Genomic DNA, 24814 nt, shown 5'->3' with positions numbered 1-24814 from the left:
CGCTTCAGTCAGTTAAGCTGAAAGTGCAGCGGGTAGATCCCATCTTCGAACGGGCCGAAGAGATCGGGCAGATCCGGGTGGTCCACCGGTTCGCCGGAGTAATCGGCCATCAGGTTCTGCTCGCTGACGTAGGCCACGTAGTAGCTTTGGTCGTTTTCCGCGAGCAGGTGATAGAACGGCTGGTCCTTGGACGGGCGGCTCTCTTCGGGGATGGCGTCGTACCATTCTTCGGTGTTCGAAAACATGGCATCGACATCAAAGATCACCCCGCGAAACGGGTGCTTTCGATGCTTCACCACTTGTCCGAGGTGATATTTCGCCCGGGTCTTCATCATACCATTGTGCTCCCCACGCCCCGATGGTTAGTGCAGGCGGGGGGCGATGTCTATCAATCGGCCCGGAAAAACAGGGAAACAGTGTGTGAACCTCGTTCTGACAGTGGCGCAAATTGTCGCGCCCGTATTCATCCTGGCAGCCATCGGCTTTGCCTGGGTGAAGCTCGGGCAAGACTACCCGATGCGGTTCATCACGCGGCTGGTGATGACCATGGCGATCCCCTGTCTGATCTTCGGCGCCCTGATGAAAACCGAGATCGACCCGCAGGCGCTCACCGCCGTCTCGCTGGCCGCGCTGGTGGCCTATCTCGTCGTCGTCGCCGTCTTCACCGTGATCGCCTTCGCTCTCCGGCTCGACCGGCGGACCTATCTGGCGCCGCTGATCTTCGGCAACACCGGTAACCTCGGCCTGCCGCTGGCGCTCTTCGCCTTCGGCGAGGAGGGGCTGGGCTTTGCCGTGGTGATCTTTGCGATCATGGCGATGATGAGCTTCACCTTCGGCATCTGGCTTGTCTCGGGTGGCGGCAATCCTTTAAAATCCATTAAGGAGCCGGTCGTCATCGGCACCGCGCTCGGGGCGCTGTTTCTGTGGCAGGGCTGGCAGACCCCGAAGTGGATCACAAACACCGTCGATCTCATTGCGCAGGTCGCCATCCCGCTCATGCTCATCACCCTCGGCGTGGCCGTGGCCCGGCTGAAACCCGGCGACCTTGGTCGCTCGTTCTGGCTTTCGCTCCTCAAGGCCGCGCTCTGCGCGGCCATCGGCGTGGGCGCGGGCTGGGCCTTTGGGCTCGAAGGCACGGCCTTTGCCGTTCTGGTCCTGCAACTCATAACCCCGATTGCGGTTACGAATTACTTACTGGCCGAACGCTTCGGGGCCGACAGCACCGCCGTCGCGGGCCTCGTGGTGGCCTCGACCCTGCTTTCCGTTGCCTTCTTGCCGCTCGCCCTGGCCTTCCTGATCTGAAATTGATCGCCGCTGCGCAGTAAGACATTCCAACACGCAGGCAATTCGCTTATTCTCGGGCAAAAGCGGCAAAGACCGCGCAATGAGGCGAGCGAGTGATAATGTTCAGGAAAATCGGCTGTATGCTGGTATTGGCCCTGCTGTCGGGCTGCGGTGGTGGGCGTGAGCTGGATAGCCCGCGCAACCTCGAAAATGCCTGCGCCCTGGCAGATGAGCGGCCCAAGTACCTGCGGGCCATGAAGCGCACGGAGCGGCGCTGGAACGTGCCGGTGCATGTGCAGATGGCCACGATCTACCAGGAAAGCAAGTTTGACGGCGATGCCCGTACCCCCTTCAGGTGGTCGCTCGGGGTGATCCCGATGGGGCGGCAGAGCTCGGCCTTCGGCTACTCTCAGGCGCTGGATGCGACCTGGCAGGAGTACAAGGACGAGACCGGAAATCGCCGCGCCAAGCGCGATGACATTCAGGACGCGACCGACTTCATGGGCTGGTACATGAACAAGACCCGCGAGAAGAACGGGGTCCCGCTGACCGATGCGCGCAACCAATATCTCGCCTATCACGAGGGCCACACCGGCTTCCGAAATGGCAGCTACAACGCCAAGTCGTGGTTGGTGCGGGTTGCGGGCGAAGTTGGCGCCCGGTCCGAGGTGTATCGCACCCAGTTGCGGGCCTGCGGCAAGGCCTGACCCCCAATAGCAAAGGGCAGCACCCGATGGCGCGGCCCTTGTTTTGTTGACCCTCCGGCGCGGTCAGTTGCCGCGGCGGTTGGTCTCTTGCGGGATGTTGAAGAGCGAGGGGCGCATGTTGCCGCCCTTGTTCAGCTCGCCCAGCACCACGGTCGTCTGGGTGCCGGTGTCATCGGTGATGACCCATTGGCGCAGTTCGACCGGCGAGGAGGTGAAGACCAGCTCGATGTGGCCGTACTCCGGGTGCTCGGGGTCCTGGGCGCGGATGGTGGTGGTTTTGCCGTCGGACTTGTGGCCGGTGATCATGCCGGAGCGGTTGAAATCGACCGTCTTGGCGAGAATGATCGAGAGCGGCGTGCGGGCCAGCGGGTATTGCTCAGGCCCGGTGTTCGACTTGCTGTCGAAGATCGCCACCTGCCCGCCGCCAGCCATGACGAGGCTGTTGTCGGGCTTGTTGTACTCGAACCGGATGCGCCCGGGACGGTGAATGTAGATCTGGCCGGTGGAAATGGTGCCATCGGAGTTGATCTGAGTAAACTCGCCCGTCGCGGTGGTGAAGTTGTTGAGATACTTCGACAAATTGGTCAGGGAGACCTTCTCGGCCGCGGCCGGGAGGGCGAGGGCCACCAGCAGGACCGGGGCCATCAGGGTGCGCAGGAGTTTCATGCGGCGCCTTTCTTGTTTCTGTGCAGGCTCAGTGCCCGTTAACGCCCTACTTAGGCTGTTTGCTCCTGATATGCGATAACAAGGCGGCGAGTTCGGGCCCAGTTGGGCGGTCATCCGTTAACAGAGCCTTGACCCACCGCGCCAAACCCTTTCCAGCCGGAACGGGCGGGGAACACTGGCGATGCACAAGTGATGCACAACCGATGCACATTCCATGCATACGCACGTATGGCCGGATTCTGGTTAACCAATCGGGCGGGGGAGGGGGTGGTAGGCTTCACCCACCCTACAGTTTGTCCGCAGGGTTGGTGTAACGCATCACGTTCAGTTCTGCTCAGGCGCCAGGATCTCGCGTTTGCCGACGTGGTTGGCCGCCGTCACCAGCCCGTTCTCTTCCATCTGCTCCACGAGGCGGGCGGCCTTGTTGTAGCCGATGGCGAGTTTGCGCTGGATGTAGCTGGTCGAGCATTTGCGATCCTGGATCACCACCTGCACGGCCTGATCGTAGAGCGCGTCTTCGCCATCGGTGTTGCCGCCGAGGCCGAGGACGAGGTCGATGTCGCTCTCCTTGTCGTCATCCGGGCCTTCGACCACGCCGCTGACGTATTCGGGCGCGCCGAAGCTCTTGAGGTGGTTCACGACCTCCTCGACCTCTTCATCCGAGCAGAACGGCCCGTGGACGCGGGTGATGCGCCCGCCGCCGGCCATGTAGAGCATGTCGCCCATGCCCAGAAGCTGCTCGGCGCCCATCTCGCCGAGGATGGTGCGGCTGTCGATCTTGCTCGTCACCTGGAAGGAAATCCGGGTGGGGAAGTTGGCCTTGATGGTGCCGGTGATCACATCGACCGAGGGGCGCTGGGTGGCCATGATGAGGTGGATGCCCGAGGCACGAGCCATTTGGGCGAGGCGCTGGATGCAGGCCTCGATCTCCTTGCCCGCGACCATCATCAGGTCGGCCATCTCGTCGACGATCACGACGATGAAGGGCAGGGTCTCGGGCTTGAACTCCTCGGTCTCGAAAATTGGCTCGCCGGTGTCGTCGTCAAACCCGGTCTGGATGGTGCGGGAGAACATCTCGCCCTTGGAGAGCGTGTCGCGGACGCGGGCGTTGTAGCCCTCGATGTTGCGCACGCCCATCTTGGACATCTTGCGGTAGCGGTCTTCCATCTCGCCCACGACCCACTTGAGGGCCACCACGGCCTTTTTCGGGTCGGTCACAACGGGCGAGAGCAGATGCGGGATGCCGTCATAAACGGAGAGTTCGAGCATCTTCGGGTCGATCATCACCATCCGCAGCTCTTCGGGCGGGAGCGTGTAGAGCAGCGAGAGGATCATGGTGTTGATGGCCACGGATTTACCGGAGCCGGTGGTGCCCGCGATCAGCAGGTGGGGCATCTTGGCGAGGTTGGCCACGACCGGTTCGCCGCCGATGTCTTTGCCGAGCGCGAGGGGCAGGCGGTGGTTGCCATCGCCGTAATCCTTACCGGAGAGGATCTCGCGGAAGTTCACCATCTCGCGGCGCTCGTTGGGCAGCTCGATGCCGATGACCGAGCGGCCGGGCACGGTGGAGACGCGGGCGGAGAGGGCCGACATGCTGCGGGCGATATCGTCGGCGAGGCCGATCACACGGCTGGCCTTGAGGCCGGGCGCCGGCTCCAGCTCATACATGGTGACGACCGGGCCGGGACGGACCGAGACGATCTCGCCGCGCACGCCGTAATCATCGAGCACGGTCTCCAGCATCCGGGCGTTCTCTTCGAGCGCCTCGTCGGATAGGTGGCTGCGGTCCACCGCCTTGGCGGGGGAGAGCAGGGAGAGCGGGGGCAGCTCGAACTTGGCCTCTTCGGGGTCGAAGGAGAGGGTCGGCTGCGCCTCTGCCTGCGCGCGGCGCGAGGGCTGGGCGGGCTTGCGCACCGGGTGCTGCACCACAGCACGGGCCTCGGGGGAGGGCGCCGGGGTGGCCACGGCAGCCGCGGGGGCTGCGGCGGGCGCGGCGGTGACGGGCGGCTGGGCCGGGATCGGCGCGGCCTCGCGCTCCAGCACCTCAACCTCCTCGTCGAGCATGGCCATCGGCGCGGGCGGCACGGCGCCCTTGGTGTTCAGCAGCAGCGGTTGCGGCTTGCGGGCGCGCACCAGCGGCGGCTCGGCGGGCAACCCGTTGGAGAGCACCGGGCGCACCGCTCCGCCGCCACGCGCGCGCTGGCGGATGGCATCGGAAATGCGGGCGCGAATGCGGTCATCGGCGGGCTGCTCGGGGTCGTATTCGACCTGCGGCTCATGCTCCACCAACTCCGGCTCCACCGGGCGGCGGACGAGCCCGGTGACAGAGGCCAGCAAGCCCTTGCGCTCCGGCGCGGGGGCCTCGAGCACGGGATCATCATCGCGCATAACCAGCGGGCGCGGGGTAAAGTCGGTGCGGGCGGGTGCGGGGGCGGCAGCCTCGGTCAGAAGCTCGGCCTCGGCAGCAGCCTCGCGCCGGGCATCGCGGCGGGCCTTCACGGCCTGCGCCAGCGTCAGCGAGCCCTGCGCGCCCTTGCCCATCAGCTTCATCGCGCCGGCATAGAGCATGATCAGGCCGACCAGCAGGAACTTTCCGAACAGGCGCAGCTCGAGCTTGGTGCAGCCGAGTGCGAAGACCAGCATCGCCAGCGCGCCGAGGCCAAAGGGGATGGCCAGCAGCTTCACGCCAAGGCCCGCGCCGATGGGCAGGATGTTGAGCAGCGCGCCCAGAACGGTATCGCCGAACAACCCGCCAAGGCCGAAGCTGTGCGCCCAGTCGCCGCCGGGGGTGAGCATGGCGCCGTAGATCGCGGCCAGCGCCACGGCGATCGGGGCGAACACGAGCCGGGACAGGGCCCGTTCGCTCCCGTAATGCCGGGCAAAGCGGAGGCCCCATGCGCCGAGGATCACCGGCAGGGTCCAGGCCGCGTGGCCGACGATGATGAAGAGCGGCCCGGCAATGGAGGCGCCAAAGCGGCCGAGGATATTCTGCGCCGGGGCGTCGGTGGCGGAGAGCCACGAGGGATCGTCCGGCACGTAGGAGCCGAGCATCAGCGCCACGATGAGACCGGCGGCGATGAGCCCGATTCCGATCATCTCCTTGCCGCGTTTCTCGATTGCCGCCTGCATGGCGCTGTCGAACAGCGGGTCACGGTGTTTTGCCTGATATGCCATCTTGTCCCTCGTCCTGATCCTCAACTTGCGAGGCAGTCGCGGAGCCTTGTCAGCCCCGCCTGCAACTCGTCTATATCTTTCGTCACCATCGCCACCCGGATGTAGCCTGCGCCCGGGTTCACCCCGTCCGTCGCGCGGCCAAGGTAGGCCCCCGGCAGCACCTTCACCCCGGTCTCGCGCCAGAGTTTGAGGGTGGCCTGCTCGCTGTCATCCACCTTGAGCCACAGAAAGAACCCGCCCTGCGGGGGCATGTAACCGGGCCAGTCGGCGAAGATCTTGTCGGCGATTGCGTATTTCTGCCGGTAGAGCGCCCGGCTTTCCTCCACATGGGCCTCGTCTGTCCATGCCAGTTGCGCGACGTGTTGCAGCGGCAAGGGCATGGGGGCGCCGGAGTAGGCCCTGAGCCGCTTGATGGCGGTCAGGTTGGCCGGGCCGGAGGCCACAAAGCCCGAGCGCAGGCCGGGGAGGTTGGAGCGTTTGGAGAGCGAGTGGAAGCTGACGATCTTTTCCGGGTCCGCGCCCAGCTCGGCGGCAACCTGCAGCACGCCGGGGGGCGGGGTCTCGCGGTAGATCTCGGAGTAGCACTCGTCGGCGAAGATGCGGAAGCCGTAGCCCTCGGCCATGCTGATCAGCTCGCGCCAGTAGAGCGTGTCGGCCACCGCGCCCTGCGGGTTGGAAGGCGAGCAGATGTAGGCGATCTCGGCGCGGGCGAGGATATCTTCGGGCAGAGAGGCGAAATCGGGCAGAAAGCCGGTTTCGGCGGTGGCGGGCACCAACACAGGCTCGGCCCCGGCGGCGGCCGCGGCCACGGCATAAACCTGATAGAACGGGTTGGGGATGAGCACCGTGGGCGTGTCGCCATTGGCGGCCCGCTCGGGGCAGAGCGCAAGGCAAGCGTTGAACAGCCCCTCGCGGGTGCCGTTGAGCGCCATCACCTGAGTTTCGGGGTCGAGAGTCACGCCATAGCGGCGGTTCAGCCAGCCGGTGATCGCCGCCTTCAGCTCGGGTGTGCCATCGTTCGGCGGGTATTTGGCAAAGCCTTCAACGGTTTCGGCGATGACGGGGGCGACGAAGCCGGGCAGGCCGTGGCGCGGCTCGCCGATCGTCATATCGATCACCTCCCCGCCCGGCTCGGTGCCGTGCAGGAGCTTCCGCAGGCGCGGAAAGGCGTAATCTGGCAGGTTCGAGAACCGCTCTGGAAAGGTCATCTTGTTTGTACGTTACTGCCTCGGGTGCAGGGTCTTTGCCCCGCTTTTGCAGGCAGGATAGGCCGCGCGGGCGGGCCCCGTCCAGCGAAACCGTTGCTGTTTGGTCCGGGTGGGGCGCGAATTGTGGCATTTGAGTCAAACGGTTGTCCTACGACATGCCCGGAGCCTCAGCGCAGCGCCTTCTCCGCAGCCGCGCCGAGCCGCAGCAGCCGCTCCTCGCCCATCGGTGCGCCCATCAGCATGATGCCGGTGGAGGGCAGGCCGGTGGGCAAGGTGAGTGCGGGCAGGCCCATGAGGTTGCCGATGCGGGTGTTGCGCAGGGCCATCAGGTTCTCGGCGGTGAAGAGCGCCTCGTCGGCCAGCACATCGGCCTGTTTGGGCGGCAGGTTGGCGACGGAGGGGATGAGGATCGCGTCGAAGCCTGCGGTGGCCTCGGCCCATTCCGCCCGCAGGCGGTGGAGGGTGTGCCATGCGGCGATGTTCTCGCGCGCGGCCACATCGCGCCCGCCCCGGAAGCGGGCAAGCACGGGGGGATACATCTTTTCGGGCGCGGCCTCGATCTCGGCCTCCCATGTGGCATAGGCCTCGGGCGCATAGAGCGGCCCGGCCAGCGCCATCGCCTCTGTGACCAGCGGCAGGGCGCGGCGGGTGACGAGCGCGCCTGCGGCCTGAAGCCGCTCGACGGCGCTGTTGAAGCCGGCAGAGACCGGACCGGCGAGATCATCCAGCGCGACGGTTTCCAGAACTATCAGGCGGGTGCCCTCCAGCGTCGCGCCGCGCAGGTCGGCGGGGCGGCCTGCTTCCATCACCGCGAGCAGTTCGGCGGCGTCCTCCACGTTGCGGGTGAGCGGGCCGATGGTGTCGAAGCTGGCGCAGAGCGGGACGGTGCCGGTGAGCGGCAGACGGCCCGAGGTGGTTTTGAGGCCGACAAGGTCGTTCCACGCGGCGGGGGTGCGGACGGAGCCGCCGGTGTCGGAGCCGATGCCTGCGGCTGCCAGCCCAAAGGCCACCGAGGTCGCCGCGCCGGAGGAGGAGCCGCCGGAGACGGCCTCGTGATCGTTGACGCAAGGGGGCGAGGCGGTGACGGGGTTGAGGCCGAGGCCGGAGAAGGCCAGCTCGGTCTGGTGGGTCTTGCCGAGGCAGACGAGGCCGGCAGCGGAAGCGCGGGCGAGCACGAGGGCGTCGCGCGTGGGCGTGCGACCTTTGAGCAGTTTAGAGCCGCTTTCGGTCGCAACGCTCGCAGTATCGAAGAGGTCTTTCCACGAGATCGGCACGCCATCGAGCAGGCCGCGGCGGGTGCCGGCCTTGGCGCGGGCCTCTGCCGCCTCGGCCTCGGCCAGCGCCCGCTCGCGGGTCAGGCGGGCGTAGATGCGGGGGCCGAACTCATGGGCCTCGATGGCCGCGAGCATCGCCTCGGTCAGCGCCAGAGGAGAGATCTCGCCCCTGCCAATCGCCCTGCCAAGCTCCGATGCCGATGTGCCCTGCCAGTCCATATCCGTCTCCCCGTTCTTCGCGGCGACGGTAGCGACGCCGCGCCCCATGGACAATCCCGCGTGCCGGGCCATAGTCCGCCCCATGTTTGATGCGGATGTGATCATCGCGGGCGGCGCGCTCACCGGGGCCTCGCTGGCGCTGGCCCTGGCCAAGGGCGGCGCAAGGGTTGTGGTGGTGGACCGGCTGCCTGCCGGGGCGCAGGTGTCGCCCGATTTTGACGGGCGGTCCTATGCGCTGGCGCTGGCCTCGCAGCGGCTGTTGCGGGCGCTGGGCGTGTGGGAGGCGGTGGCCGAAAAGGCGCAACCGATCCTGCATGTGAAAACCGGAGACGGGCGGCCCGGCGAGGGCGTGTTGGGCGGCTTGCTGCACCTCGATCACGGCGAGATCGACGAGGGGCCGATGGGCTTCATGATGGAAGACCGGCACCTGCGACCCGCTTTGATGGCGGCCTTGGCGGAGGCCAAGGGCGTGACGGTGCTGGCAGGCGAGGAGATCGTGGCGCAGGAGGTGCAGCCGGGGCATGTGGCGGTGACGCTGGCCTCGGGCCGGGTGCTGAAGGCGGCGCTGCTGGCCGGGGCCGACGGGCGCGGCTCGCCCACCGCGCGGCGGGCCGGGATTGCGCGGCGCGACAGTGACTACGGCCAGACCGCGCTGACCTGTGCCGTGGCCCATGAGCGGCCCCACGGCGGGGTGGCGCATCAGTTCTTCATGCCCTCCGGGCCGCTGGCGATCCTGCCGCTGCCGGGAGATCGAAGCTCGATTGTTTGGTCGGAACGGCGAGACCGGGCTGAAGACTTGGCGAAGGCCAGCGATGAGGCGTTTCTGGAGGCGCTGAGGCCGGTGTTTGGCGACTTTCTCGGGGAGATCCGGCTGGAGGGGGTGCGCTTTGCCTACCCGCTGGGGCTGACCGTGGCCGAACGGATCGTGGCGGAGCGGGTGGCGCTGGTGGGCGATGCGGCGCAGGGGATTCATCCGATTGCCGGGCAAGGGCTGAACCAGGGGCTGCGCGACGTGGCCACGCTGGCCGAGGTGGTCACAGAGGCGCGCCGGCGCGGCGAGGATTGCGGATCTGCGCTGGTGCTGGAGCGGCACCGCGCGTGGCGCAGCTTCGACCGGACCGCGTTGACGCTGGCGACGGACGGGTTCAACCGATTGTTCTCTAACGATAATCCGTTGCTGAGGGCGGCGCGGGACTTGGGCGTTTCTGCCGTGGCGGCCGTGCCCGAGCTCCGCCAGCGGTTCATGCGCGAGGCGGCGGGGCTGACCGGAGATCTGCCGCGGTTGTTGCAGGGGAAGGCTCTTTAGGCGCGGTGCGCCCTGATTGCACGCCCTGCGACGGATCACCCTTTTAGCGCCGTCCCGCCCCACGGGGCGGCGCTTCGGCGAAACCGGCGCATTCCAGTCAGGTAAGATGACTACGGCGCCATAAAGTGCCATGCGCAACGGCTGCATGCGCCACCCCACGGGACGGCGCTGCCCGGCTCACTCCTCCAGCTTGCGGGCCTCGTCCACCAGCATGATCGGGATGCCATCGCGGATCGGGAAGGCGAGCCTTGCCCGCTCGGAGATCAGCTCGCCCGCCTCGGGGTCGTAGCGCAGCACGCCCTGCGTTTCGGGGCAGACCAGCGCCTCCAGAACATGGCGTTCCACGCTGGAATGGGCCTTGATCTCAGCGCTCATTGCAGCCGCTCCTCGCCGTCTTCTCCGCTGCGCAGGGCGAACTCGATCAGGGTCACCAGCGTCTCGCGCCGGGTTTCCAGCGAGGGCGCCTCGAGCAGGGCCTGTTTGTCTTCGACCTCGAAGGGGCAGAGCATGGAGAGCGAGTTGATCAGCAGCTCGTCGTCGGCCTCCTCAAGGCTCTCCCAATCGGTCGAAAGCCCCTGCGCCTCGAAGTAGCGGCAGAGCTTGGGCATGAAGGATTTGCGGTCAAACCCCTTGTCATGCTCGGGCTTGCCAAGGTCACGGTCAAACCCTTTCCAGCAGGGTTTGACCTTGCGGTAGGGGGTGAAACCATCGAGCTCTTCCTGCAGCCGGAAGCGCGAGATGCCGGTGAGGGTCACCATGTAGCGGCCATCTTCGGTTTCGGAAAACCCGGTGAGCCGGCCGGCGCATCCGATCTTCTGCAGGCGCCCCGGCCCGCAGCCGCAGCCTTTGGGCCCCTCGCAGGGCTGGACCATGCCAATCAGCCGCCCCGGCGTTTTCAGCGCATCGTCGAGCATGGCCAGATAGCGCGGCTCGAAGATGTGCAGCGGCAGCCGGGCGCGCGGCAAGAGGAGGGCGCCGGGAAGGGGGAAGACAGGGAGTGTCTCGGGGAGATCTGCTGCGTGCATCATGGCCAAGGAGGTAGGCCGACCGGTGCGTCAGGCAAATATCATCGAGGAGAGTTTACGGCGGCCGTTCAGCACCACCGGATCGCTCGGCTTGAGCGCATCGAAGATGGTGAAGAGCTGGGCCTTGGCGGCACCATCGTTCCACTCGCGGTCGCGGCGGAAGAGCTCGAGCAGCTGGCCAACGGCCCCCTCGGCATCGCCCGAGGCATGCAGCGCGGTGGCAAGGTCGAAGCGGGCCTGATGGTTGGCCGGGTCGGCCTCCACGGCGGCGGTCAGCTCAGCCAGCGGGCCGGCGCTTTCGGCCTGTTTCAGCAGGTCGAGCTGGGCCTTGGCGGCCTCAACCTCGGAGGCGCCAGACAGGGCCTCGGGGGCATTGGCCAGCATCGCCTCTGCCTGCTCCACTTGGCCTGCGGCGATATAGGCGCGGATAAGCCCGCCAAAAGCGGTGGCGTTCTCGGGCTCTTCGCCCAGCACACCGGCAAAGACCTCGGCGGCATCGGCGGCGGCGCCTTCCTCAAGCATCTCCTCGGCGGCGGCGAGCGCCTCGGCCAGCCCGCCATCGCCCTCCGGCCCCATCGCGGCGATCTTGGCGACGAATTCCTTCAACTGGCTCTCGGGCAGCGCGCCCTGAAAGCCGTCGACCGGCTGGCCCTGCCAGAAGGCATAGACGGTGGGGATGGACTGGATGCGAAGCTGCCCGGCGATGCCCTGATTCCGGTCAACATCGACCTTGGCCATCTTCACCCGGCCCTTCTGGGCCACAACGGCGGCTTCGAGCTGCGGGCCGAGGGTTTTGCACGGGCCGCACCAGGTGGCCCAGAAATCCACGATCACCGGCACTTCCTGCGAGGCCTCGATGACCTCTTTCATGAAGTCGGCTTCGTTCACGTCCTTGATCAGGTCGCCTGCGGGGGCGGCATCGGTGCCTTGGCCGAGTTCAAGCATCTCAAGTCTCCATCATCTGTTGGCAGGGTAGATGGAGCACTCAGCCCTTGTTTGCAAGGGCACCGGGGAGCGGAAGGCAGCCTGTCAGCCCGGCGGGCAGCACCAGCAGGGCCCCGGCGCGATAGAGCCGGGCGGCAAAACCGGGTGTGTCGGACTTGAGCGTGAGACTCACCGCGTTCTGGCTGAGAATCGCAGCATCGGGCGGCAGGGCGGCGATGAAGCCCTGCGAGGGCAGCATCACCACGGCGGCGGGCGCGGCATCGGAAAAGCGCATGACGGCGGCCATGACGGCGACCCATGCGGCAAGCAGCAGCGGTGCGCAGAGGGCGATGCGCTTAATAATCGTGGACATGCTCCACCATAGCGCCGTTTTCGCGCAGGAAGGCGGCAAGTTCGGACACCTTCATCAGCATCAGCGAGCGGGTGTCGCCATAGCCCTGCCGCGCCTTGGCATAGAGCGCGCCGGGGAGGGGTGCCTCGGCCACGGCGGTGAGCATGATGTCATCGTTGCCGGCGATCTCGGTGAACTCGACGCCGCGCGTGGCCATCGCCTTCATCAACTCGGTCAGCTCGCGGTAGCGCGGGGTTTCGAGCACCAGCCCCTCGGGGCGGGTTTCGATGATCTCGACGCCCTCCAGCCCGGCCACCTGCTCCGGCTCGGCCCGCACCACCATCCGCAGCCGCAGCGCATCGGCGCCAACGCCGGCCACGGCGGCCTCAATCGCCTTGGCGTAACTCGCTTTGGCAGAGAACTCGATGCCCAGCGCCAGCCGCCGCTCGTTGTCGCGCGGGGTGCCCTCGGTGGCGGCCGCCTGCTCGGCGATGTCGCGCTGGAAGTCCCATTTGTACCACGGGGTCTGCTGGAGAAATTCCGCATAGTCCCGCGCCTGCCGGGCGGAAAGATCATCCAGCGCCGAATGGTCTGGCCCGCGTCGCCATGTGTAGAAGCGCCCGATGGTCTCCTCATAAGCGGCCTTCAGCATCAGCTCGGCGGTGAAGCTGACGCCGATCACGTAGATCGTTTGCTTGGTGGTCCAGTCGAAGCCGCCGTGGGGCGGGGAGGCCTCGGAGAGAGCGCAGAGCGAGCCCCAGAAGCCACCAACGGCCTTGAGGTAGCCAAAGTCGTGCGGGTCGTCCGTGGTGATGACCTGCGCGTAATCGTCATAGGCATGAACGATGTGCCACTCCGGGTAGGTCATCAGCGTGCGGCCCTCGGCGCGGTGCCACTCGGGGGGCAGGATCGGTTCGTAATCGCTCGCCACCGCATCGCCGCCGCGGCAGGCAACCTCCACGTAGCCGACCGGCGCCAGCAGGGCGGCGATCAGCAGGACCGCCACCACCAGCAGCCGTTTGACCCATTTCCAGAGCCAGCGGATCATTTGCGATCCAGCACCAGCCCGGCGAAGAGGGCAAAGCCGCCAAGGCCGATGTGCGGCAGGTTGGCGAGGATCTTAAAGCCGAAGGGCAGATCGAGCACGCCGTTGGTGAAGATGCCCATGTCGAGGTAGCCGGAGCCAAAGGCCAGCCCCATCGCGCCATCGGCCAAATAGAGCGCCCCGAAGATCAGCAGGAAGAGCTTGCTCGCCCGGTGCGAGGTGAGCGCTGCGCCCAGCGCCCAGAGGGCAGAGACGAGATGCAGCGCATCGTCAAAGATATCCAGCTCGAAGATGCCGAAGGCGAGGCCAGTGCTGTCTGTGATGCCGGGGATGTAGTTGAGCGCGGCGGCCCCGAGCAGGGCGATGAAATAGCCGAAGGCGATGAGGCGAAGAATGGTCATATGAGGCCCAGGTAACTGTCCCAAAGGTTGTTCCGGAGCAGGAGCCCCGGGTCGATCTCGCGTTTGCGCGCGGCAAATTCCTGCGCCCTCGGGTAGGCCACCGCAAGCTGGTCGAGCGTGGCGTGGGGCCGGTAGGGCAGGTAATAGGCGCCGCCGATGGCGTTGATGCCTTCGATCAGGCTGCGGGTCATGCGAGCCATGTCGGCCTCGCCGCGCGCGGTCATTTCTTGGCTGAAGCTCATCACGGCGGCAATGCGCGGCACGCGGGCGTAGGAGAGCCAGCTCGTTTCGTCGGTATCCACGAACCGGAGGGTCACGTTCAGGAATTCCTGGTAGCTGGCCGGGATCACATCGCGGCAAACTTGCAGGAAATCGGAGAACCGGTCGAAGGGCACGAAATACTCGTGCAGGATATCGGTGCGGGCCTCGTCGCCATCGTCCAGCGTGACGACCGGCTCGTTCATCAGCGCATTGCGGTTGGCGGGGCCTGCGAGCATCGGGGCAAAGCTGGCTTCCGTCCACCAGCGAAAGCGCTTCATCCGCTCGTTGCCAAGCTGCCAGCGGTAGAGCCTTGCGGCGGCCTTTGAGGTGAAGCCGGAGGCATATTCAGCGGGCGGGATCTCGGTGCTTTCGGGGTCTTGCGCGTAGGTGATGAGCAGCGCCTCGGAAAGGAAGCTATCGCGGCCCACGTTGAGGCGGCCATAGGCCATCGGGATACCGGGCGTGTCGACGGCGGTGCGGAAGGCGGGGGCGAAGGCCTCGGCCTCCATCCGCCGGAAGGTCGGGACCAGCCGCTGATTGGGCACCATATCCACCACCATCTCGGTGATGAGGCCAACGAGTCCGTAGCCGCCCATCGCCATCGCGAAGAGCTCGCCGTTCTCGCTGCGGCTGGCGGTGACCAGCTCGCCATCGGGCAGCACCATCTGCACGGAGCGGACGGTAGAGCCCATCGGGCCGTAAGGCACCGGCCAGCCGTGGGCGTTGACCGAGAAGGTGGCGGCAAGGCCGAAATCGGAGTTGGATTGCATGACGGCGGGGCCAAAGCCCTGCGGATCGAGCGCGGCGATCACCTCGTACCAGCGGGCGCCGGCATGGGCGCGGTAGGTGCTGGCCGCCGTATCAAGCTCCACGAAAGGGTTGCGGTAGCTGATCGCCGTGCCCTCGCGCGGGATCGCCTGCCCGCCCATCGAGTGCCGCGCCGCGCCAAGGTTCACCGGGCGGCCCTCGGCCTGCGCCTCCTTTAACTCGGCGCGGAGCGCGGCCACCAGTTGCTCGCCCGGATCGTCGGTGAGGATCACGTGCTTGGCGACCGGGGTTTCGCTGAGGCCGGAGGCGTCATTGAGGGTGTTCACCCGGCCGTCGGGCGCGATCGAGCGGGTGCCTGCCAGCACCGGCACATCGCTCTTCAGCCACTTCGCGCCCGCCACCCCTGCTGCGGCCCCTGCGCCAAATACCACGGCCCTGCGGCCCAACTTACCCATCACACGCCCTCGCTTTTGCCGCATCCTGCCAATGGACGCCGCCCCGGAAAACGGGAAATCTGCGCAGGCGGCAAAGCGAGGAGGAAACCGTGGCACAAAGGATTCTCTGTTTTGGAGACAGCAACACCTACGGCACGCCCCCGATGGAAGCGCGCGGGCCGGGGCAGCGCTTTGGCCGCGACGTCCGCTGGCCCTGCGTAATGGCCGAAGCGCTGGGCGATGTTGAGTTGGTGGAAGAGGGGCTGCCGGGGCGCACGACCCAGCATGACGACCCGCTGATGGGCGCCTTCATGAACGCCCAACCCGCGCTGCGGATGGCGCTGCGCAGCCATGCCCCGCTGGACAGGATGGTGCTGATGCTCGGCACCAATGACTTCAAGGCGCGGTTTGCCCCCACGGCAGAGAAGATCGCGGCCGGGATCGCGGGGCTGCTCGATATCGCCGCCAGCGCCGAGGAGGCGCCGCGCTCTCCTGATATGCAGATCACCCTCGTCGCGCCGCCTGCGCCGATCGAGGCCGGGCTGTTCCGCGCTGAATTTGCCGGGGCGGGGGCGCATGGGGCGGGGCTGGCCCCGGCGCTCCGGGCGCTGGCCGAGCTGCGGGGGATCGGGTTTTTCGATGCCGGGTCGGTGATTTCGGTCAGCCCGGTGGATGGCATCCACATCGCGGCGGAGGATCACGTGGCGCTGGGCCGTGCGCTGGCGGCGCATTTGAGCGCGGGTTAGAGCCTAACTGCTGGCCCGCCGGGCGAGGGTGAAGCCCATGTCGATGCGGGTTTCTGCCAGCGCTTCGCCTGCGGTGGCGGCGAGGGTCAGGGCGGCGGCCTTGCGCCCGATGGCGTGGCCGTCGATCCGCACGGTGGTGAGGCCGAGCGCCGAAGCGCCGACCTCTGGCACATCGCCGAAGCCGGTGATGGCGAGCCGCCCCGGCACCGCGATGCCGCGCCGCTCGGCCTCGCAAAACGCGCCGATTGCCAGCGCATCGGATACGCAGACAATGGCATCGGTATCGGGCCAGCGTTCCATGACCTGCGCCAGCCCTTCGGCGCCATACTCCGGCCCTGTCGCCTCGGCGCGGGGGGACAGGCGCAGGATGCGGGGGGCGTGGCCGGGCACGAGGTCGGTGAGTGCCTCTGTGTAGCCCTCCGCGCGCATGTGGGCGCGGGTGTCATGCGGGCGGTCGGTGGTGAGGAAGGTGATGGCGCGGCGGCCAGTCTCTGCCAGATGCGCGGTCACCGCATGGGCGGCGGCGCGGTTGGAGAAGCCCACGGCGGCATAGATCGGGCTTTCGGGCAGCTCCCAAAGCTCCAGCACCGGCAGGCCCGCGCGGGTGAGCAGCGCCCGGGTTTCAAGCGTGTGATCGGAGCTGGTCAGAATCAGCGCATCGGGGCGGCGCCCCATGAGGGCAGAGACAAGCTCGGCCTCGGTCTCCGGCTCATATTGGGTGGTGCCCAGCAGCAGCTGCAGCCCGCCCTCCGCCAGCCCCTCGGAAAGGCCGCGGATGGTGGAGGCGAAGGTCGGCTGATCGAGGCTGGAGACGAGCGCCCCCACCACCCGGCTGCGCTGCGACGAGAGCGCGCCTGCCGTGTCATCGCGCACGTAGCCCAGCTCCGCCACGGCGGCGGCAACCTTCTCGCGGGTCGCGGGCGAGACCTTTTCAGGCGTCGAGAGGGCCCGGCTGACGGTGATCTTGCCCACCCCCGCCGCGCGCGCCACGTCGCCCATGGTGACCCATTTCTTTTGCATCGGCACTCCGCTGTTGACGGTTTCGGGATAGCGATGGTATCGGTACCACGCAAGATATGGTATCGATACCATAGCCAAGGGATCGAGTCGCTGACGGGAGGAAACGCGCGATGCTGACGAATGAGCAGAAAGAGTTCTACGAGGAGAACGGCTACCTGATGGTCGAGGATGTGGTGGACCCGGAGCAGCTGGCGAAGCTGCAGGAGATCACCGCCGAGATGATCGACGCCTCCCGAGAGTTGACCGAGAGCGATGCCCGCTACGACCTCGACAAGGGCCATACGGCTGAGAACCCCCGCCTGACCCGGATCAAGCTGCCGCACCTGCAGAACCCCTATTACTGGGAGATTCTGACCAAGAGCCGGGTGACCGAGGTGCTAAACGACCTGCTTGGGCCGGACACGATCATCAACACCTCCAAGCTCAACACCAAGGCCCCGGGCGGCGGCGCGGCGGTGGAGTGGCATCAGGATTGGGCCTTCTACCCGCACACCAATGACGACTTGCTCGCCTTCGGGCTGATGCTGGCCGATGTCGATGAGGCGAACGGCCCGCTGATGGTGATCCCGGGCTCGCACAAGGGGCCGGTGCTGAGCCACCATGTGAACGGCGTGTTCGCCGGGGCGGTCTCGCCCGAAGATCCGGATTTCGACATGGAAAAGGCGGTCACGCTCACCGGCAAGGCAGGCAGCATGACCGTGCATCACGTGCGCACCCTGCACGGCTCCGCGCCCAACATGAGCGACCGCAACCGGCTGATCCTCTTCTACGAGCTGGCAAGGGCCGATGCCTGGCCGATTCTCGGGGCATCGAGCTACATCCACAGCCTCGGCCAGAGAAAATTCTGGGAGGATATCCAAGGCCGCGTGGTGACCGGTGCGCCGGTGCTGGAGCCACGACTGGAGAGCGTGCCGGTGCGGATGCCCCTGCCGCCCGCGCCGGATAACACCTCGATCTTCAAGACCCAGGCCACGGCGGGGCAGAAGAGCGCGTTTGCGGTGATGTGAGGGAGGAGCGCTCCCCACGACTAAGCCTTGCCCCCGCACGGAATCATGGCAAAGCCGCCGTGCAGCGCCGTCTCGCCCCCCGGGGCGGCGCTTCGGTGAGGGCAGCACTCACCTCTGAAGTAAGATGAACAACGCACCATAAAGTGCCACGAACAGCCCTTGCATGCGCCACCCCACGGGACGGCGCTACAGGGCTCACCGCGACAAGCGCATGATCATGTAGCGGTTGAAGTGGCAGAACGCTTCCGCCGTCCGCTTCTGCTCGTTCAGCCGCTCGTTCAGCCGGAACAAGCGCCGCTCGCTCACCATCCGCTTGATCGCGAAAGCCAGCGTCCAGCGGGTCTTGGGGCGCTTCAGCTTCAATTCCTCGTCCACCCGGCTCACCGCATGGCCGATCACGTTGAACAGCCCCTGTTCGAGGTCGATCGAAGGGGCGACGGCCTCGGTGATATCCTCTTCGGCCTCCACCGTCAGATCCATCGCCGCGACCGTCTTGCGCATCGCCGCAAGGCGGTGGCCGCCACCGACCGTCTGGCTGCGCTTCACCCCCTCGTAGTGCTCCGAGCGGAAGCAATCGGCGATCAGCACCTGCCCGCTGGGCTTGAGCAGCCCAAAGGCCTCCTCCAGCGCCAGCTCATGCGGAATGTACTGAAAACTCTCGGAAAACAGGCACAGGTCAAACCCGCCCGCGCCGCTGAACTCCTCGAAGAAGCACTGATGCACCCGCGCCTCCGACGCGTTCTGGCGGCAGCGGGAGGCGAGGAAGGGCGAGGGCACCACGATCTCGACCTCATGGCCGAGCGCGATCAGCTTGCGCGCCGTCTCCCCGGCGCCGCCGCCAATGTCGAGAATCCGCAGCGGCCCCTCGGGGAGGTAGGAGAACAGTTTGTCGGTATAAGCCGCCTGCGCCGCGCCAAGGTTCTCGGCGGTGCAGGCCAGCCCGTCCCACAGCCCGTAATGCAGGTTCTCGGCCCCTGTGAGCCATTTCATGAAGGAAAGCCCCACGTCGAGGCCGATGGCGCGGGTATCGACTTTCTGTCCCATGCATCCCGTCTAGCCGAGCCGGGATGTGCGGAAAAGCACGATCAGCGCATCTCGGTCGGGCAGCTCCCGCCTTTGTGGCAGGTCAGCACCCTGCGCAGCTCGGCACTGGTGGGCTTGGGGTAGATCTTCGAGGAGCAGGGATCGGAGAACACGGTCAGCCCGCCGCCCTTGGTTTCTTCGACCGCCATCAGCATCTGATCCGATCCGGGCCAGCCGCCGCACCACGAGGCAAAGCACTCCAGCGTCACCGTCACGGCTGCGTCGATCGGGGTCGAAAAGCCGCCCTTGCCAAGCTGCATCCCCTGCAGCCGGGCCTTCACATGCACCGGCTTGGGGTTGAGCCGGTCGCTGCCGGTCTGGCGGCGCTTTCGGATGGTCTCCTGCGCGGTCAGCGTACCGTGGACGATGCGGAACCGCCCGTCGCTGTCGCGCGCTTGGGTGTAAAGCTGCACCGGGTCCGGCCGCAGGCAGGAGAGCGCATTGGCGGGCAATGCGGGGGCCAGCGCGGCGGTGAACGCCACGGCGGCGGCGGAAATGGAGGCGAGGGGCTTCATGCGAGATACTCCCTGAATTCGGCCACCACGGCCTCGTAGACGGCCCGCTTGAATGGCACGATGTTGGCAACGAGCTCCGAGCCGGGAAGCCAGCACCACTCGGAGAACTCCGGGTGATCGGTGGCAAGGTCCACCTCGCTGTCGTCGCCGAGAAAACGCATCAGCACCCAATGCTGTTCCTGCCCGCGATACTTGCCCTTCCAGACCTTGCCGAGCAGCTGCGGCGGCAGATCATAGCGCACCGGCTCCGCGGTTTCGGCGATGATCTCCACCCGGCTGGCGGCGATCCCGGTCTCTTCCTCCAACTCCCGCAAGGCGGCGGTGCGATGATCTTCCCCCTCGTCGAGCCCGCCCTGCGGCATTTGCCAGGCGGGCGTTTCGCTGTCGATCCGCTGGCCGACGAAGACTTCGCCCGCAGCATTGAGAAGCATCACGCCCACGCAGGGTCTATAGGGAAGCGAGTCGGGGTTGATTGCGGTCTGTGCCATGCCGGGAGTTAGAGCGAGGCGGGGCGGTTATTCAATAGCCGGGTGGCCGTGGTTGTGCCTCTGGAGATCGGACTATTCACAGCTGTTGGCCCTGAAGCCGTCCTTAAGAAAGCGTATGTAGGCACCTCTGCTGGGCGGATCGACCTCGTAAAGATTGGGGCGCTTGGTGACATAGGTCCGCCAAGTGGGATCAGGAATGTCCGCAAGAGTGATCTTGTGAGTTCGTAACATCTTGGCCCCGAGGGAGGTGAAAAGGATACCTCTTGCCTTGCGGCTACCCATTGCGATGACGGTGCGAATTTTCTCGTCCAGCGAGGTCGCTGTGATGGACGCGAGTGGTGCGTCTTCGCATGGAAGTTCCGCGAACCTATCGAACGCCTGCCCAAGACGACCGGAAGAATCTCTATTGCCCAATCCGTTGACCGTACAACGGTACTTTCGCAGGCGGCGGGCGAGATGTGTGAAGTCGGTGTCAGATGAAACCAGTGTAAAGTAATTGTATCCGCCTGTCAGAGCGAGCTCGAGGGCATCAAGCGCCAACAGGATGTCCGAGGCATTTTTGTGCTGGCCGGAGTGTATGATTTCGAAGGCCGCCAAGTGCCGCCAATTCTGTACGTGCGCGGCATCAACGTAGACACGGGCGACCTGCCCGGTTGGCGCCGCTGCGAGGATTGCTTCGGCATGCTTGGCGTTGATGTTGTCGCCGTCAATCAACAGGGCGGTGCGGGCGGGAGTGGACTCGTGAAACATGCGCCGAGCATCAGTTCCGGCTGTGGCGGAAATGGGGCGCGGGCGGGGAACGAAAAAGGGCGGCCCGGAGGCCGCCCTTTTCATAACCTAAAACCGCAACCTACTCGGCGGGCTCCAGTGCGTGGAGGCCTTTCAGGAGGTCGATGGCGTAGGCGAGTTGGTAGTCCTCGTCGCGGAGTTCGGCGGCGGCTTCGGCGGCGGCGCGTTCCTCTTCGATCTGGCGGATCTCGTCTTCGCTCAGGCTGTCGTTGCTGATTGCGCCGCGCAGGTCCGCTTCGGAGCGGCGGCGGGCGGCGGCGGAGGCCTCTTCATCCTCCTCCGGCTCGGCGTTGGGGTTCACCGTGGGCTGCTGCACGACGATGTCGGGCGACACGCCCAGCGCTTGGATCGAGCGGCCCGAGGGCGTGTAGTAGCGCGCGGTGGTCAGGCGCATCGCGCCGTCACCCTTGAGCGGCATCACGGTCTGGACCGAGCCCTTGCCGAAGCTCTTGGTGCCGACCACGATGGCGCGGCGGTGATCCTGAAGCGCACCGGCCACGATCTCGGAGGCCGACGCGGAGCCGCCGTTGATCAGCAGCACGATCGGCTTGCCCTCGGCAAGGTCGCCCGCGGTGGCGTTGTAACGGTCGCCATCGGCGGCCTGACGGCCCCGGGTACTCACGATTTCGCCCTTCTCGAGGAAGGCGTCGGAGACCTTGATCGCCTGCGTCAGCAGGCCGCCGGGGTTGTTGCGCAGATCGAGCACGATGCCATTGATCGCATCCATGCCGCCGGCCTCTTCCACCGCCTTGGCGAGGCCCTCTTCGAGGTTGGGGAAGGTCTGGTCGTTGAAGGTGGTGATCCGCAGCACCACCGAATCGCCCTCGGTCCGGGTGCGCACGGCGGTCAGCTTGATGGTGTCGCGCACGATGGTCACGTCGAAGGGCTCATCGACACCTTCGCGGACCACTGTGATGATGATCTCGCTGCCGACCGGGCCGCGCATCAGCTCGACCGCATCGTCGAGCGTTAGGCCGAGCACCGACTCGCCATCGACATGGGTGATGAAATCGCCAGCCTCGATGCCGGCCTCGTCGGCGGGGGTGTCGTCGATCGGGGAGACGACCTTTACGAAACCCTCTTCCTGCGTGACCTCGATGCCGAGGCCGCCGAACTCGCCGCGGGTCTGCACGCGCATGTCGGCGGCATCATCGGGCGAGAGGTAGGAGGAGTGCGGATCGAGCGAAGTGAGCATGCCGTTGATGGCGGCTTCGATTAGCTCTTTCTCGTCCACTTCCTCGACATACTGGGCGCGGATCCGCTCGAAGATGTCGCCGAAGAGATCGAGCTGCTCGTAGATCGAGGCGTTGCGGTCGGTCTCCTGCGCGATCAGCGGGCCGGCGATCTGGGTGCTCAGCAGCACCCCTGCCAGCGTGCCGCCCAGCGCGGCCATCGTGAACTTCTTCATGCCATCATCCATCCTTTGTCGCGGCGAACCATTCGGTCGGGTCCACCGGGGTCTCGCCCTGTCTGAGCTCCATATAAAGCGTTTCGCTGCGCTCCGCACCAGCCTCCGGTGGCTGACCTTCGGCAAATTCTCCGGCCTCGTCCTCCGTCACCCGCCCGCCCATCAGGCCGAGCGGCGCGCCAGCGGTCACGATCTGGCCAGGCTCACCATAGACAGTTTCGAGCCCGGCGAGCACCAACAGAGTGTCGGGCGCGGGCTCAAGGATCATCACGTTTCCGTAGTCGAGCAGCGGGCCGGTGTAGCGGATCGTGGCGGCGGCGGGGGCGGTGAGCAGGGTGCCGGGATAGAGCGCGAGCAGCAGGCCGGGGCGGGCGATGCCCGCGGCGTCCGGCTCTTCGAAGCGGCGGATCAGCGTGGCCGGGCCGGGCAGCGGCAGGCTGCCTTTCTGCGCGTCGAAGCTGGCGTTCTCGGGGGCGGTTTGCCCCTCGATCCGGCTGAGGCCGGAGGCGAAGGCTGCGAGCGTATCGGAAGTCTCCAGCAACTGGCGCAGGCGGGCCGGGTCCTCGACATAACGGCGCGGCAGGTCGGTGCGCTCGTCAATCGCGCGGGTCAGGGCAAGCCGCGCCTGCTGGGCGCCATGCAGCCCCTCGGCCAGCGTGTCGCGCGCGCTTTCCTGCAACACGCGGAGCAGGGCGATTTCCTCGACTTGCGCCCTGAGCGCCGCCGCCTCGGCCTGAAGGCCGGGGGTGACCGCGCCCAGTGTCATCGCGGCGCGGGCGGTGCCCGCCGGGCCGGAGGGGTGCAGCAGCAGGAGCGGCGCGGGCGAGCGCTCCATGGTAGAGAGCACGCCCAGCAGGCGGCTGACCTCGCTTTCGCGGGCCTCCAGCATGGCGCGCAGCACGCCCTCGCGGATTGCGGCTTGCCGCAGCCCGGTGCGCAGGGCGGTCAGCCCGGTTTCATAGGCGCGCACGGTTTGGGTCAGCGCCTCGACCCGGTCGGCCCGGGTTTCGGCTTCTTCCAGCGCTGCAGCGGCGCGTGTCAGCAGCGAGGCGGCCTCCACGGCGATATCCGCCGGGTCGGCCTGCTGGGCCGTCGCCGGAGCGCCAAGGAGCAGGGCGAGCAGGGCAGCGCGGATCATGCGAGCAGGCTCTTGCCGGTCATCTCATCGGGCTGGGGCAGGCCCATGAGGGCGAGCACCGTGGGCGCAAGGTCGGCCAGCCGCCCTTCGCGCACCTTGGCGCCCTCAGGCGCACCGTAGACCACCACCGGAACCGGGTTGAGCGTGTGGGCCGTGTGCGGGCCGCCGGTTTGGGGATCGATCATCATGTCGCAATTGCCGTGGTCGGCGGTGACGATGATCGCGCCGCCCGCCTGTTCCAGCGCGTCCAGCGCCTTGCCCAGCCCGGTATCGACCGCCTCACAGGCGGCCACGGCAGCGGGTATCACCCCGGTATGGCCCACCATGTCGGGGTTGGCGAAGTTGACCACGATGAAGTCATAGCCCTTCTCGATCGCCGCCACGAGCCGCTCGGAGACTTCGGGCGCGCTCATTTCGGGCTGCATGTCATAGGTCGCCACATCGGGGCTTTTCGGCATGTATCGGTCTTCGCCCGCCTCCGGCTCTTCCTTGCCGCCGTTCAGGAAGAAGGTGACATGCGGGTATTTCTCGGTTTCCGCGATATGAAACTGGGTCAGCCCCTGCTTGGCCACCCATGCCCCCAGCGTGTTGACGATGTCGCGCGGCGGGAAGCAGGTGGTCATGTAGGCGTTGTGGCCCTCGGAGTACTCCACCATCCCCAGCAGCGCGGCCAGGTCGGGGCGGGTGCCGGCATCAAATTCGTTGAACCCCGGCTCGCCGATGGCCCGCAGGATCTCGCGCGCCCGGTCGGCCCGGAAGTTGAGGAAGAAGAGGCCATCGCCATCTTTCATGCCCGCGTAGTCGCCCAGCACGGTGGGAAGGATGAACTCGTCGGTCTTGTCGGCGGCGTAGGAGGCCGCAACCGCGCCCACCGCGCTCTCGCCCGCCTCGCCCTTGCCATGCACGATGGCCGCGTAGGCCTTGGCGACCCGGTCCCAGCGGTTGTCACGGTCCATCGCGTAGTAGCGGCCCGAGACGGTCACGAACTTTGCGCCGTCGGGCAGGTTCTTCTCGGTTTCACCGATGTATTTGCTGGCGGATTTGGGGGCTACGTCGCGGCCATCGGTCAACGCGTGGATGGCGACCGGTACGCCTGCGGCGGTGATCGCGCGGGCGGCGGCGATCATGTGGCTCTGGTGGCTGTGGACCCCGCCGGGCGAGACCAGCCCCGCGAGGTGGGCGGTGCCGCCGGACTTTTTCAGCGCGGCGATGAAGGCGCCCAGCCCCTCGTTCTCGGCAAAGCTGCCGTCTTCGATGGCAAGGTCGATCTGGCCGAGATCCATCGCCACCACGCGGCCCGCGCCGATGTTGGTATGCCCCACCTCCGAGTTGCCCATCTGGCCGGTCGGCAAGCCCACATCGGGGCCGAAGGTGGTGAGGGTGGCATGGGGGCAGGTGGAAAGGAGCCTGTCCATCGTCGGGGTGTTCGCCAGCGCCGGGGCATCCCCCGGCCCGCCATCGCCAATGCCCCAGCCATCGAGAATGCAGAGGACAACGGGCTTGGGCATGGGGCGGCTCCTTCACGGGTTCGCTGGCCTTTTACCCCAGAGCGCAGGCGGGGGAAACGGCAGA

General features: G+C 66.8%; 25 protein-coding genes. 5 read left to right on the top strand and 20 right to left on the bottom strand.

Features of this window, described 5'->3' with window-relative positions; translation table 11 throughout:
* Positions 1–8: 8 nt before the first annotated feature.
* On the bottom strand, positions 9–335 hold the full coding sequence (hspQ, locus tag KUV38_RS16075; RefSeq protein WP_222471229.1) for a heat shock protein HspQ: 327 nt from the start codon (positions 333–335) through the stop codon (positions 9–11).
* Between the two features lie 85 nt (positions 336–420).
* Here hspQ and KUV38_RS16070 point away from each other — a divergent pair, with 85 nt between their 5' ends.
* Both KUV38_RS16070 and KUV38_RS16065 read left to right on the top strand, forming a co-directional pair.
* Entirely contained in the window at positions 421–1302 is an 882-nt protein-coding gene (locus KUV38_RS16070; RefSeq protein WP_222471228.1) for an AEC family transporter, read from the top strand.
* Between the two features lie 101 nt (positions 1303–1403).
* On the top strand, positions 1404–1991 hold the full coding sequence (locus KUV38_RS16065; protein WP_222471227.1) for a transglycosylase SLT domain-containing protein: 588 nt from the start codon (positions 1404–1406) through the stop codon (positions 1989–1991).
* A 63-nt stretch (positions 1992–2054) separates the two neighbouring features.
* Here the strand turns inward: KUV38_RS16065 and KUV38_RS16060 are convergent, their stop codons facing one another.
* The 4 genes from KUV38_RS16060 to KUV38_RS16045 all read right to left on the bottom strand — a co-directional run bounded on the left by KUV38_RS16060 (position 2055) and on the right by KUV38_RS16045 (position 8532).
* On the bottom strand, positions 2055–2657 hold the full coding sequence (locus KUV38_RS16060) for a LolA family protein (protein ID WP_222471226.1): 603 nt from the start codon (positions 2655–2657) through the stop codon (positions 2055–2057).
* Between the two features lie 324 nt (positions 2658–2981).
* Positions 2982–5831 (bottom strand): DNA translocase FtsK, encoded by a 2850-nt coding sequence (locus KUV38_RS16055; protein WP_222471225.1) that lies wholly within the window; start codon positions 5829–5831, stop codon positions 2982–2984.
* A 20-nt stretch (positions 5832–5851) separates the two neighbouring features.
* On the bottom strand, positions 5852–7039 hold the full coding sequence (locus KUV38_RS16050) for an aminotransferase class I/II-fold pyridoxal phosphate-dependent enzyme (protein WP_222471224.1): 1188 nt from the start codon (positions 7037–7039) through the stop codon (positions 5852–5854).
* A 167-nt stretch (positions 7040–7206) separates the two neighbouring features.
* Positions 7207–8532 carry an amidase gene (locus KUV38_RS16045; protein ID WP_222471634.1) on the bottom strand — a complete coding sequence of 442 codons (1326 nt, stop codon included), beginning with the start codon at positions 8530–8532 and terminating at the stop codon, positions 7207–7209.
* 46 nt (positions 8533–8578) lie between these two features.
* Between KUV38_RS16045 and KUV38_RS16040 the strand changes: the two genes are divergently transcribed.
* Positions 8579–9838 (top strand): UbiH/UbiF/VisC/COQ6 family ubiquinone biosynthesis hydroxylase, encoded by a 1260-nt coding sequence (locus KUV38_RS16040; protein WP_222471223.1) that lies wholly within the window; start codon positions 8579–8581, stop codon positions 9836–9838.
* 177 nt (positions 9839–10015) lie between these two features.
* Here KUV38_RS16040 and KUV38_RS16035 read toward each other — a convergent pair whose 3' ends face one another.
* The 7 genes from KUV38_RS16035 to KUV38_RS16005 are packed head-to-tail and all read right to left on the bottom strand — an operon-like array spanning position 10016 to position 15069.
* Positions 10016–10213 carry a Trm112 family protein gene (locus tag KUV38_RS16035; RefSeq protein WP_222471222.1) on the bottom strand — a complete coding sequence of 66 codons (198 nt, stop codon included), beginning with the start codon at positions 10211–10213 and terminating at the stop codon, positions 10016–10018.
* The gene (locus KUV38_RS16030; RefSeq protein ID WP_222471221.1) at positions 10210–10866 is read right to left on the bottom strand and encodes an LON peptidase substrate-binding domain-containing protein; all 657 of its coding nucleotides are present in this window, start codon (positions 10864–10866) and stop codon (positions 10210–10212) included. The genes KUV38_RS16035 and KUV38_RS16030 overlap by 4 nt, the downstream gene beginning before the upstream one ends.
* 27 nt (positions 10867–10893) lie before the next feature.
* On the bottom strand, positions 10894–11808 hold the full coding sequence (gene trxA / locus KUV38_RS16025; RefSeq protein ID WP_222471220.1) for a thioredoxin: 915 nt from the start codon (positions 11806–11808) through the stop codon (positions 10894–10896).
* Positions 11809–11848: 40 nt separating this feature from the next.
* Positions 11849–12160: a hypothetical protein gene (locus tag KUV38_RS16020; RefSeq protein WP_222471219.1), complete on the bottom strand. Its 312-nt coding sequence runs from the start codon at positions 12158–12160 to the stop codon at positions 11849–11851.
* Positions 12144–13187: a hypothetical protein gene (locus KUV38_RS16015; RefSeq protein WP_261385392.1), complete on the bottom strand. Its 1044-nt coding sequence runs from the start codon at positions 13185–13187 to the stop codon at positions 12144–12146. The genes KUV38_RS16020 and KUV38_RS16015 overlap by 17 nt, the downstream gene beginning before the upstream one ends.
* Complete coding sequence (locus KUV38_RS16010; protein ID WP_222471218.1) at positions 13184–13585, bottom strand: hypothetical protein; 402 nt, start codon at positions 13583–13585, stop codon at positions 13184–13186. Before KUV38_RS16010 ends, KUV38_RS16015 begins: the two co-directional genes overlap by 4 nt.
* Positions 13582–15069: an FAD-binding oxidoreductase gene (locus KUV38_RS16005; protein ID WP_222471217.1), complete on the bottom strand. Its 1488-nt coding sequence runs from the start codon at positions 15067–15069 to the stop codon at positions 13582–13584. Before KUV38_RS16005 ends, KUV38_RS16010 begins: the two co-directional genes overlap by 4 nt.
* Before the next feature lie 89 nt (positions 15070–15158).
* Here KUV38_RS16005 and KUV38_RS16000 point away from each other — a divergent pair, with 89 nt between their 5' ends.
* A complete protein-coding gene (locus tag KUV38_RS16000) occupies positions 15159–15794 on the top strand; it encodes an SGNH/GDSL hydrolase family protein (RefSeq protein WP_315898646.1) in 636 nt (211 codons plus the stop codon).
* A gap of 3 nt (positions 15795–15797) precedes the next feature.
* Here the strand turns inward: KUV38_RS16000 and KUV38_RS15995 are convergent, their stop codons facing one another.
* Positions 15798–16814 (bottom strand): LacI family DNA-binding transcriptional regulator, encoded by a 1017-nt coding sequence (locus tag KUV38_RS15995; RefSeq protein ID WP_222471216.1) that lies wholly within the window; start codon positions 16812–16814, stop codon positions 15798–15800.
* Positions 16815–16924: 110 nt separating this feature from the next.
* Between KUV38_RS15995 and KUV38_RS15990 the strand changes: the two genes are divergently transcribed.
* Positions 16925–17821, top strand: a complete 897-nt coding sequence (locus tag KUV38_RS15990) for a phytanoyl-CoA dioxygenase family protein (protein ID WP_222471215.1) — start codon at positions 16925–16927, stop codon at positions 17819–17821.
* A 195-nt stretch (positions 17822–18016) separates the two neighbouring features.
* On the opposite strand, the gene KUV38_RS15985 is transcribed toward KUV38_RS15990, so the two are convergent.
* The 7 genes from KUV38_RS15985 to gpmI form a co-directional block, all read right to left on the bottom strand.
* Positions 18017–18865 carry a class I SAM-dependent methyltransferase gene (locus KUV38_RS15985; RefSeq protein ID WP_222471214.1) on the bottom strand — a complete coding sequence of 283 codons (849 nt, stop codon included), beginning with the start codon at positions 18863–18865 and terminating at the stop codon, positions 18017–18019.
* Positions 18866–18906: 41 nt separating this feature from the next.
* A complete protein-coding gene (locus KUV38_RS15980; RefSeq protein WP_222471213.1) occupies positions 18907–19419 on the bottom strand; it encodes a hypothetical protein in 513 nt (170 codons plus the stop codon).
* Positions 19416–19907, bottom strand: coding sequence for an RNA pyrophosphohydrolase (locus KUV38_RS15975; RefSeq protein ID WP_222471212.1), 492 nt, complete (start codon positions 19905–19907; stop codon positions 19416–19418). Before KUV38_RS15975 ends, KUV38_RS15980 begins: the two co-directional genes overlap by 4 nt.
* A gap of 72 nt (positions 19908–19979) precedes the next feature.
* Positions 19980–20657 carry an NYN domain-containing protein gene (locus tag KUV38_RS15970; RefSeq protein ID WP_222471211.1) on the bottom strand — a complete coding sequence of 226 codons (678 nt, stop codon included), beginning with the start codon at positions 20655–20657 and terminating at the stop codon, positions 19980–19982.
* A 100-nt stretch (positions 20658–20757) separates the two neighbouring features.
* Positions 20758–22104: a S41 family peptidase gene (locus KUV38_RS15965; protein ID WP_222471210.1), complete on the bottom strand. Its 1347-nt coding sequence runs from the start codon at positions 22102–22104 to the stop codon at positions 20758–20760.
* Between the two features lie 4 nt (positions 22105–22108).
* Positions 22109–23242, bottom strand: a complete 1134-nt coding sequence (locus tag KUV38_RS15960; RefSeq protein WP_222471209.1) for a murein hydrolase activator EnvC family protein — start codon at positions 23240–23242, stop codon at positions 22109–22111.
* A complete protein-coding gene (gene gpmI / locus KUV38_RS15955) occupies positions 23239–24750 on the bottom strand; it encodes a 2,3-bisphosphoglycerate-independent phosphoglycerate mutase (protein WP_222471208.1) in 1512 nt (503 codons plus the stop codon). Before gpmI ends, KUV38_RS15960 begins: the two co-directional genes overlap by 4 nt.
* Between the last annotated feature and the right edge of the window lie 64 nt (positions 24751–24814).

Origin of the sequence: Vannielia litorea, assembly GCF_019801175.1 — a bacterium.
Classification (GTDB): domain Bacteria; phylum Pseudomonadota; class Alphaproteobacteria; order Rhodobacterales; family Rhodobacteraceae; genus Vannielia; species Vannielia litorea_B.
This window is presented reverse-complemented; position numbering and strand designations above follow the sequence as displayed.